This is a genomic window from Hungatella sp. (assembly GCF_046966825.1).
The window spans coordinates 1-10388 of sequence record NZ_JBKVCZ010000189.1 but is presented as its reverse complement, the minus strand read 5'-3'; the positions used below and the strand labels follow the sequence as shown (position 1 = coordinate 10388).

Genomic DNA, 10388 nt, shown 5'->3' with positions numbered 1-10388 from the left:
ATATTACGGAGCAGACGTTTGACGCTTATCTGTGGCAGATTTTAGAGCAGAAGCAGAAGTATATCAGCCAGATTATGACGGGACGCTCAGCGGCCAGAAGCTGTGAGGATATCGATGAAACGGTACTGCAATATGCAGAGTTTAAGACATTGGCTGCAGATCCCAGGATGAAACATAAAATGGAAGTAGATAATGAAATTTATCGCTTACAGACACTGAAAGCCTCCTGGAAAGCCAATCACCAGGAGCTTCAAAATGATGTGATTTTCAGTTATCCAAGCCGGATCGAGAAATGTCGGGATCAGATTGAAAAATACAGAGTCGATGTAGAACGCTACCACAAAAACAAGAGAGTGGATTTTTCTATGACTTTAGAGCATAAGGCCCACAGAGGCAGGAGTGACGCCAGTGATCATTTGGAACTCCTGTTTTGGAGACTGGGAAAAAGTGAGGGAGACACTTTGGTGATTGGAAGTTACGCGGGATTTACGATCTCTTTGACTCGTGGCATTAGCGGCATCATTAATGTTGAACTGACTGGAAAAGGCATATACGGTTTTACCGCAGGTCCATCTAGTTTGGGAAATATCACAAGGATTGAGAATACGATCGGAAGGTTGGATGAGCTAAAACTGGATATGGAAGTGAAGCTGGAAGATTTGGAGAAACAGTTAAAGGCTGCAAAGCTGGAGTTGTCCAAACCATTTAAAGATGAGGAAAAGTTAAGAGAATTATTAAAAGAACAGGTTCATCTGGCTCTGGAACTTGAATTTCAGATGGAAGAAGATAAGCGGCCCGAAGATACTCCTGTTGATGAAGTGCTAGAAAGTAAATCAGAGAGTTTTTATGAGGATTGTATGGAACAATGAGGAGGTTGACATGGTTACTAAACAGAAACCGATGCCATTTACAAAGGAAGAGGTCGAAAAAATTTACAATACGAATATCATTGATTTTGCAGTAGAAAATGGTTTGATTCTTGAAAAGGGTGATGCAAATACGGTCCACGTAAAGAACAGCGGTGGGTTGTATTTATTTAAGCATGGCCGTGGATTTCACTGGTTCACAACGGGGAAACATGGAAATATCGTTGAATTTGCCATGGAATACTTTGGACTGAGCAAGGTGGAAGCCATGGAGAGCGTCCTGGGAAGCCGCGCTTACGGTTCCACGTTTACGGTTGCGGAACCCGTTAAAGAGAAAACGAAGAAGATGGTTCTGCCGCCCCGTGATAGAAATAATAATCGGGCCGCATTATATCTGGTAAGCGATCGGAAACTGGATGAGGATATTGTCTATGCGTTGATGGATCAGGGCAGGATTTTTCAAGTGAGACAGGAGATCAATGGGAAGAAATATATTAACTGTGCATTCGTGGGCTACGATCAGGAGGATACGCCCCGTTATTGTTCTCTGAGGGAAATGAAACTCCATGGGGGATTCCGACAGGATGTTGAAAATTCTGATAAGACTTATGGTTTTCTTATGCCTGGCAGAAGCAAACGGGTATACGAGTTTGAAGCACCGATTGATGCCATTAGTCACGCTACATTGTGTAAGCGGTTTGGGATTGATTGGACGAAGGATTACCGTATCTCAGAGGGCTGCCTTTCGGATCGCGCATTGGAACGTTTTTTGAAAAACCATCCGGAGATTAAGGAGATTGTTTTCTGCTATGACAATGACAGCGAGGGCCATCTGCCGGATGGGACGCCGCATAATCATGGTCAGGTAAAAGCGGAAGAAATGAAAAAGAAATATGAGAAACTGGGTTACTGGACGGCGATTCAGACACCGCACTTGAAGGATTTTAACCAGGATCTGATGGAATACTACCATTTTCCAGAGCAGGAACAGGAGGAAAAGAAGGGGGAGGAAATGGAACGGTGATGGGAGGAACAGGGGAAACAAAGATAGGGAAAAAGCATATGGAGATATTGCTGGCCGATCTCTTGATTTCACTGCTAGAGGTTGATGAAGAAGAAAAGACAGAAATGGAGACTTTTTTAGAGAAGTATCCATTCACTGCTTTGCTTAGGGAATATCCTGTGCTGGGGCTGTCAGTAGAGACTGAGAGAAAATTGGAGGCAATTGCCATGTTGGAGTCATATGACGGAAGGGATGTATCATGGAGACAGTCCGAACCAGCCGGGAACATTTCATGGACGGATTCAGCCGGATCACCGGAATCAGTAAAAGGAAAATAGAGGAGTATTCCAAGCAGTTTGATTTATTGCATATCGTTGACCACCCGATTGCGGCGGGGGTGACGGAAGCGCAGTATAAAAAGATCGTTCAGCTAAGAGAATTTTTAAATGCATATCAATCGTTGAGGAAAATCGAGTGGGAGGAACGGATCATACTAAGTGGCAGTGAGCGTTCGAAAGAATATTTTATTTCGCAACTGGCATATTACAGGGAACGGGAAATGATCCTTTGTGCATATCTTGATTCCGGTTGTGGGGTGATATCCTGCGAAAAAGTTGCGGAAGGGACCGTGGACCGGTCACCTTTTTTTACCCGTGAACTCTTAAAAAGAGTGCTTCAGCTAGACGCAGTAGGAGTTGTTTTGGCTCATAACCACCCGGGGAATTCATTGAAGGCAAGCGAGCAGGATATTGCTATTACAAATCAATTGAGGGATGCGCTCGGTGCATTGGCAATAAAGGTATTTGATCATATTATTGTTGGAGCAGACAGGGCAGTCTCTTTGTACCAGGAGGGAATCATACCAGCAGATCACCAGTTTCAAGATGGGATAGCAATGGTAAATCTATACGAAAGTGAGGAAAACGGTTATGAGCGTTAGGAATAATGCTCGGAGAGGAGGAGTACAGGTAAGGGCGCCGACCATATTCTTTTCCGCTTTTGAAAGCAGCGCAGCGAATGATGGACCGCTTGCGGGACATCAAAAACTTAGGAACAAAATCTTTGATTTTGGCTTAAGGCAGGAATAGGCGGGTTCCACCCGCCGGTAAAACAGCTTGCAGGCAAAGCCTGCAACGGGGTTCCCGTATAAATTGCGGGTTATGGTTGGAACTTCAAGGATATCGAGACTTAATGACAAGAAAAGAGACAGCGAGCAATGAAAGAGGTGTCTTATCCTCGACGATATTACATTGTTTGGTGAAGTTGATAAAGTAGAGGTTGCGATTGAAAGAATCCGAGTATTAGCTGATCGGGCAATACTAAATGACCCGAGAGGTTTTGTGGTGTGTGACAGTGGAGGAAAAGATTCCAATGTGATTAAGCAGCTGGCATATCTGTCAGGTGTACCATTTGAAATTGTACATAACCATACGACAGTGGACTATCCGGAAACCGTATATTACGTGAGAAGGGAGAAAAAACGGTGGGAGAAGTTGGGAATTTCCTATACGGTCAGTTATCCCACTTATAAAGGAAAGCGGACCACCTTTTGGGAATTGATTCCGCTAAAAGGGCCGCCGCTGCGTCACCGGCGCTGGTGTTGTAATGTGCCGAAAGAATCGCAGAACTGCAACCGGTATATTATTACCGGAGTGCGATGGGAGGAAAGCGCCAGGAGAAAACAGAATCGGGCGGCCTATGAGATCCAGCGGACTACGAAGGATCGGATTAAGCTGCAAAATGATAACGATGCAAAACGGAAACTGATGGAAATCTGCCAGGTGAAAGGAAAAGTAATTGTGAATCCGATCATTGACTGGACGACAACGGAGGTGTGGGAATTTATTGACCGATACCAGATTGTTACCAATCCTTTGTATCAGGAAGGGCACAAGAGAATTGGCTGTGTGGGCTGTCCGATGGTAGATAATAAGTATGAACTGGAGAAGAATCCGGAATTTAAACGCATGTACCTCAATGCATTTCAGAAATGTGTGGAGAACAAACCGCCGAGCCGCCATGGCTGGAAAACGGGACAGGAACTCTACGATTGGTGGGTAAATGGAGGCCGGGGAATGGATTCGGATCAATTATGCCTGTTTGATCTTTTTCCGGAAGGAGATGATGAAGATTGAATCAGAAAACCCAAAAGCGTTCTGTGAATTTTCCCTCGGAAACATTAAAAACACTGGACAAGCTGGCTGCCAGGGAACATACGACGACTTCCGAATTAATCCGGAACTTTGTGGAAGAAGGACTGAAGGTAAATGGTTATGAAGAACAGGTAGACTTCATTGCCAGAATAATCCGGCAGGAGATCACAGCGGTCTATCATGTGGAGGATATCAAAGCCATCAGTGATCACAGTACAGATCGTCTGGCAAAAATGTTAATGAAGACAGGGAAAATCAATGCGGCCATGTTTTTCCTGCTGGTAAAGGTATTGATTCATCTTGCAGACCGGAGGAGTCTGGAGGAAATGGAACATATGGTATCAGAAGCTGTTGTTCTGGGAGTCGATTATATGCAGAAGAAAGACTTCCAGATCAACAGCTTTTTGTATGATACCGATTTTCTGATGCATTTGGCAGATAAATTATAACCAGAAAAAACGAATTCCAGGAGGGATCTATATGAATTACGAAGAATTTAAGAGTTATGTATTGGGTCATATCAAGGACTATTTGGGTGAAATGGACCCAGAGATCGACATGAAGATTGAGCAAACCGAAAATAAATTATTTGAGGAAGTGGACGCTCTGGTTCTTAGTAAACCGGATAGAGAATACTCGACCAATATCTTTTTGGATAAGGCATATGTGGCTTACATGGGTACGGGAGATATGGAACCCATTATGAAAGACATCGCGGCGACGGTGCGAAAATCGGAAAAGCAATTGAACAAAATGGAAGCAATCAACTTGAATTCTTTTGAAGGGATCAAGGAGCGGCTTTCTGTTCAGATTCTTAATGCAGAAAGGAATCAGAGCCAGCTTCAAGTAATCACACATAGAAAAATTCCGGAAACAGATCTTGCAGTTGTTTACCGGATTGAGGTTGCAAGTAACAGGGACGGATTTGAAAGCGTAAAGGTAACAAACAAAATGCTGGATATTTGGGGGATTCGTGAGGAACAGTTGTATCAGGCTGCTTTGGAACAAAATATGAAGAAATATCCGTTTATCATAGCAGATGCTGGTCAATTTCTTTTTAGGGCAGAACCTGTACCTGAGCAATATCCGGAAGAAATGAAGGAAAAACGTTTTTATTATCTCACCAATAGCAATATCGTGAATGGTGCTGCAACAATTCTCTATCCGGATATCTTAAAAACAATTGGAGATAAATTTCAGGGAAATTACTTCATTTTACCCAGTAGTATTCACGAAGTGTTATTGATGAAAGACGATGGAGAAATAAATGTGGAGGAACTACAGTCCACGGTAAGGTCAGTGAATGATGAGTCCGTGCCGGAAGGAGATATTCTTTCCGATCAGGTCTATGCGTATGACAGAGAAAATGAGCGTTTTTACCAGGTCAGCGAAAGAGAGGAAACATGGGATCATATGGATCAAGGATTTTCTGGTATGGAAGAGAGAAACATGAGCGAGGATGTATATGCGTCTTATGCTGATGAAGTTATCGCCAATGAGGAGCATGAAAGATAGGAGTAAGATGGAATTTGAAGCGGTAATGTTGTAAAAGAAGGAGAAGAATTATTTCCATACTAATTTACAAACAACGCCACCGGAGCCCGAACCGAAAAGATACGCCAGAAGCAAATTACGCTCATATCCGCTACATTGCAACCAGGCCCAGAGTACTGAAGAATGAAGGTATGTGTCACGGATTGTTTGGGAAGATGCAGCCGGGGCCCATCCAGGAATTTAAAGACTGGAAAGAGATTGCAAGGCTGGTCTATGCCAATTCAAAAAAGAATATCACCATGTACCGCAGTGTGGTGTCTTTTTCGGAGGAGACGGCCAAAGAACTTCTTCTAAACGATCAGAAAAGCTGGCAGCGCTATATTGAAAATCATATCCTGACGATTGCAGAAAAAAACAGGATGAAAAGGGAGCACCTTCAATGGGCCTGCGCCGTTCATGGAGAAAAAACGCATCCTCATATTCATGTGGTATTCTGGGACACTTCGATTCGGGCGAAGAATCCATATGTGCCGCCGGCGATTCCGGCGGCGATACGCAGGCAGATGATAAAAGACACATTTGCCGATAAAATCCGCTTATATGGACAGAAAAAAGATGAGAACCTGCGCGCCATGAGACAGATTACCGATGAGATGGTAGACGAATTTGAACGGTATTTGCGCAGATTAAAGCCTGGCAGATATCAAAAGATCAGCAAAGCGCTGGAAAAGGAATTGGACTGTGAATTGGCGTTTTCAGAAAAAGCAGTAAATGATCTTGGAAGCCGTTTGCTGAAGCTGCGGCGAGCCATGCCGGAAAATGGAAGGATTGCCTATCAATTGCTTTCACCAGAGGCGAAAATGCAGGTAGATGCGGTAGTAGAAGATATGATCCGCCATTGTCAACCGGTGAGAGATGCGGTGGAAGCCTACTGTGAAGCAAAGAAAGGCCAGGCTGCTTTCTATTCTACAGATACAACATACTTGGCTCAAAAAGCAGAAGGATATGAGAAAGAAGCCAGGAAGGTACTGGCAAACCGAGTTTTAAGCGGCGTGCGCATGGTGATCCGGCTGGAGGGTGAAATGCGGACAATGCAGTACATCCAGGACCGGAAAGCGATTTATGCAGAACAGATTGTATTAGAGAGTCTGGAGATACTTGCAGGGGTGACGGATTCCAAAGAAGAGTTTGCAGAAGGGCGAAGGTCGGGAACACTCCAGCTTTCCAAAGAAGGTCAAAAAGAGTGGTATTTGAAGAATCAGGATAAAGGATTTGAGCATTAAAAGTAAGGAGGTTTTTCGATGAAGTCGAAGGTCGAATCCACAAACCGGAGCGGCCTTTTGCGATCAATCAATTGTTTGGGGCCTGGGGGCTGGGACAGATGCTGGAGCGTTAAAGCGGATTTTTCTCATCCCGATTCATCAAAGCTGCCAGCTGGATTAACGCTTTGGTCTGTTCCGGATCTAAGCGTCGAACTGCCAGAAGCAGTTCCTGCTCCATTTCAGTGGGGTAGAGAACGGATTGTTCTTCGTTAAAGAATTCCGCAAGGTTTGTTCCGAGGGCAGTCAGCAGCTTTTCTAACGTAAAGACGGATGGCTGAGAATTGCCTTTTTCAATGGAACGAATGTGATTTTCCGATACATCGGTCATACGGGCCAGTTTGTAAACACTGAGATTTTTGGAGGTACGAAGTTGCTTTAAATGATCGTTTAATTTCATGTTATGATCCTCACTTTCCACACTATTATTATGTGGGATAAGAGAATAAAATATAAGATATCTACACATGTGGTAGATACAACTTTATAATTATGGTAAAATCGAATCAAAACAGGAGGTATAAAAGTATGCAGCAGCCACAGGGAGCATCTATTTGGGGCAATATCAATACATGTGTCGAGATTGCCTTGAATGTGTATTACATCTATGCAGAGCATGGGGAAGGAATCGTAATAGGAAAAGAGAAGGCAGATCAGACGGTATCGGCTAAGGCTATCGAAGCTGGAAATGAGGAGGGAGAATATCTTTACTATGGGAAAGATAATACCATGGATATTCCTCTTTATGAAATACTGCAAAAGAGATTGGAATTCAGCCGCCGCTTAGAAGCGCAGCTTGTGGAACAGATGGAAGAAATCAAACAGCACGGACGGATCAGCCTGCCTGAATACTTTGGAGAATGTCCGCCGCCATCAGAAGGAGAAAGTGCCTGTAAGGTTCGTAATGGGATATACTTTGTAAATCGGGAGGGTCAGACAGAAAATGATTCCATAGAATTTGCAGTTGAAAAAACAGTTGCAGAGAATTTCCTCTCTCCTATGGCATATGAGTATGGAGAAGAACGAAACGGTTATCTGTATTATTCCGCTGATTCATGCGCCATTCCTCTTTATGAGTTAAAGGGAATCTTCCATGAATGCCAGGACTGTATTGCGTCGGAGATTGATTTAATATCCACGTTATGTACATGCTATCCTGCGTATCGACACGCCTTTAATAAAATCGTGCCGGAAGCCGAGCAGATACCGGAAAGCAATGGTATGCCTGGAGATTTTTTGAACAGGCATGAGGAAGAGAAGACGATTCGGGATACAGAACCCATGGAACAGTTAGATGATGATTATGGGGAGAATATAGATTATGGATATGAGCCATAAAAGACGATTCTATGCCGGTATGGTGGGAGGCGTAGTTGTTCTTAGCTGGTTGGTTATAACGTCTTGTTCTGGAAAAATGGCAAACACAGATGTTTCGCGGGAAGCTGATAATAGCTGCTATCTATGTGGAAATGGAGGGCTGATGGGGCATTACGGTGAGTTTGATTCGATTGGATTCATGAACGTGAATACGGGACAGATTCTGGATATTCCTATTCTGAGCGATGCCGATGGTGGAAAATCAGAAAAAGAAGTGAGCGGCTCCAGTTATCATTTGATAACGGTAGGAGATGGTGGGAGTGCGGTTGCTGTTTCGACGGATCAAAGAAGGCGATTTGGAAAAGGAAGCGTTATGCCAGGGGAAAATAGTAATCTGGAAGAAGAGAAGGCAGGTAAACTGTTTTGCAAGAATTGTCTTAGCCAGTTGCTTGATACCTATAATGATCGTCTTGCAGAAGAAATCCCAGATACAACAATTGTAGATTTCGTGGAGCGAAAGTTTTACGCGATTGATAAACGGTACAGCGACTATTTGATCCGGGATTACTACCTGCATTTTGACTTTTTAAAAGACCGGACGGAACTTCTTGTTTTTTATGCACCGAAGAGGAGGTAGTGCCGTATGCGGTTGGTATACCTATGCAGCCCCTATCGAGGGGATTATGAAACGAATATCAGACTTGCAAAACAATATTGTAAAAATGCATTGGAATCGGGTGTGGTTGCGTTTGCGCCGCACCTTTACTTTGCACAATTTTATCCTGACACGATTCCAGAGCAGAGGAAAGCTGGGCTGGAGATGGGGCTCAATATGCTGGAAAAGTCAGATGAACTCTGGGTTATGGGAAAGATTCACAGTGAGGGAATGCGGGGAGAAATCAATTTTGCAAAGGAGCATAACATTCCCGTTTTTTATGTGCCGAAGCCATTGGAAATAAAATCTTATCCGATCAGCATAGATGGAAATGAGCTACTGTCAGAACGAGATTGTATTGAAGAAAGCCACAATAGAAACTATGAAAGTCGGTTGGTTGTACTATCTTACAGCAGTTTAAAACCGGAATACCGTATGCCACGCAATCAAATTTGGTATGCCAGCCATGGCCCAGGTTGTGGGCCGGGGGCAAAGTTCAGTGATACGGTTCATCTGTATCATCCAATTGACGAGGATCGTATGGCAGTATCCAGGAGAGAGATTCTGGGGGAGGTTCGGCCGGAAGTTTTAGAAATGCTGCAACAGCTTTATCCGGAATTTCGAATGAATCAGGGAAACAGGGTAACTTACGAAGGTGAAGGGCCAGAGTTATGAAACAGAAGGAAAAGATCATTTTAAGTACTGCATTGATTGGAATAGGTTCTTTGTTCAACCTATATTTTACCGCATCACTGCATGGACTTATGTCTCGCCAGTACCGTACCCTGGTTTTACTGCCAATAGGAGCATGCCTTTCGGGGCTTGCAGAACAGAGACAGCAGCGTTTTCTGTTTCTGGCGTTTGAAGGTATGATTCTTTTGGCGTGTTTGCTATTCTTTATTCAAAACAGCCGGTCGTATCAGAGCGATCTTGTGAAGGTAACGGAGGATATTGAGACGCCGGTGGCAGTTGGACAGTACCAGCACGGGTCAGCCAGGTGGCTGAGAGAGAAAGAAAAGGATCAGATATTTGATGTGTTCTGGCTGGATCCCTCTCATCCGGTAGTGAAGCAGTTGATAAGGACTGGGTATGAAGGACTCGATTTTTTGAAAGGGCCGAATCATGGTAAGCAGGAAACAGAGAACGGAGTTCATTTAAAGGACAGAAGAAAGAATCCCGTTGTCGTTCCCATAGAAAAGAAGGAGACGAGAGAAAAGGCAATCGAAAAGAAAGGAGAAGAGGAAGGTTTTGAACTGGTCGATTATCAATTTCAAACGGCGATTGAAAGGCAGGCAGCGCCGGAACCTCGAAAAGTACCGCAGTTAGAATGGGACAGAAAAGAGGATCCATACTGCCTTATGGATAGGGGAGGAATAGTAATTGGAATGAAAAAGGAAGGGGGAAGAGAGAAGATTCACTATATATCGGATGACAGCCATACCCTGACGATCGGAGCCACTCGTTCTGGAAAAACAAGAACTCTGGTTCTACAATCCATTTGCCTGATGGCGCTATCCGGAGAAAGTATGGTGATCAGTGATCCCAAAGCAGAACTTTATGAGTATACATCGGCCTTTTTAG

Annotated in this window: 13 protein-coding genes; 12 read left to right on the top strand and 1 reads right to left on the bottom strand. The window is 43.9% G+C overall.

Features of this window, described 5'->3' with window-relative positions:
* From ACLTD4_RS31185 to mobP3, 8 genes are all read left to right on the top strand, one after another.
* Positions 1 to 869 (top strand): hypothetical protein (locus ACLTD4_RS31185; RefSeq protein ID WP_412331833.1); only part of this gene is annotated, 869 nt, incomplete at its 5' end.
* A 10-nt stretch (positions 870 to 879) separates the two neighbouring features.
* Positions 880 to 1890, top strand: a complete 1011-nt coding sequence (locus tag ACLTD4_RS31180; protein ID WP_029467356.1) for a DUF3991 domain-containing protein — start codon at positions 880 to 882, stop codon at positions 1888 to 1890.
* A complete protein-coding gene (locus ACLTD4_RS31175) occupies positions 1887 to 2207 on the top strand; it encodes a hypothetical protein (RefSeq protein WP_147335879.1) in 321 nt (106 codons plus the stop codon). The genes ACLTD4_RS31180 and ACLTD4_RS31175 overlap by 4 nt, the downstream gene beginning before the upstream one ends.
* Positions 2162 to 2809 (top strand): JAB domain-containing protein, encoded by a 648-nt coding sequence (locus ACLTD4_RS31170; RefSeq protein ID WP_006771474.1) that lies wholly within the window; start codon positions 2162 to 2164, stop codon positions 2807 to 2809. The genes ACLTD4_RS31175 and ACLTD4_RS31170 overlap by 46 nt, the downstream gene beginning before the upstream one ends.
* A gap of 403 nt (positions 2810 to 3212) precedes the next feature.
* A complete protein-coding gene (locus ACLTD4_RS31165; protein WP_167594004.1) occupies positions 3213 to 4004 on the top strand; it encodes a phosphoadenosine phosphosulfate reductase family protein in 792 nt (263 codons plus the stop codon).
* Complete coding sequence (locus tag ACLTD4_RS31160) at positions 4001 to 4471, top strand: ribbon-helix-helix protein, CopG family (protein ID WP_006771471.1); 471 nt, start codon at positions 4001 to 4003, stop codon at positions 4469 to 4471. The genes ACLTD4_RS31165 and ACLTD4_RS31160 overlap by 4 nt, the downstream gene beginning before the upstream one ends.
* Before the next feature lie 31 nt (positions 4472 to 4502).
* Positions 4503 to 5537, top strand: coding sequence for a DUF5688 family protein (locus ACLTD4_RS31155; protein WP_006771470.1), 1035 nt, complete (start codon positions 4503 to 4505; stop codon positions 5535 to 5537).
* A gap of 47 nt (positions 5538 to 5584) precedes the next feature.
* A complete protein-coding gene (gene mobP3, locus ACLTD4_RS31150) occupies positions 5585 to 6799 on the top strand; it encodes a MobP3 family relaxase (RefSeq protein WP_412331842.1) in 1215 nt (404 codons plus the stop codon).
* A gap of 109 nt (positions 6800 to 6908) precedes the next feature.
* Here the strand turns inward: mobP3 and ACLTD4_RS31145 are convergent, their stop codons facing one another.
* Positions 6909 to 7235: a helix-turn-helix domain-containing protein gene (locus ACLTD4_RS31145; RefSeq protein WP_412331830.1), complete on the bottom strand. Its 327-nt coding sequence runs from the start codon at positions 7233 to 7235 to the stop codon at positions 6909 to 6911.
* A gap of 128 nt (positions 7236 to 7363) precedes the next feature.
* Here ACLTD4_RS31145 and ACLTD4_RS31140 point away from each other — a divergent pair, with 128 nt between their 5' ends.
* The 4 genes from ACLTD4_RS31140 to ACLTD4_RS31125 all read left to right on the top strand — a co-directional run.
* A complete protein-coding gene (locus ACLTD4_RS31140) occupies positions 7364 to 8173 on the top strand; it encodes a hypothetical protein (RefSeq protein WP_412331829.1) in 810 nt (269 codons plus the stop codon).
* Positions 8157 to 8789 (top strand): hypothetical protein, encoded by a 633-nt coding sequence (locus ACLTD4_RS31135; protein ID WP_412331828.1) that lies wholly within the window; start codon positions 8157 to 8159, stop codon positions 8787 to 8789. Before ACLTD4_RS31140 ends, ACLTD4_RS31135 begins: the two co-directional genes overlap by 17 nt.
* 6 nt (positions 8790 to 8795) lie before the next feature.
* A complete protein-coding gene (locus tag ACLTD4_RS31130; RefSeq protein ID WP_412331841.1) occupies positions 8796 to 9482 on the top strand; it encodes a hypothetical protein in 687 nt (228 codons plus the stop codon).
* The coding region (locus ACLTD4_RS31125; RefSeq protein WP_412331840.1) for a type IV secretory system conjugative DNA transfer family protein at positions 9479 to 10388 on the top strand (910 nt) is incomplete at its 3' end. The genes ACLTD4_RS31130 and ACLTD4_RS31125, both read left to right, overlap by 4 nt.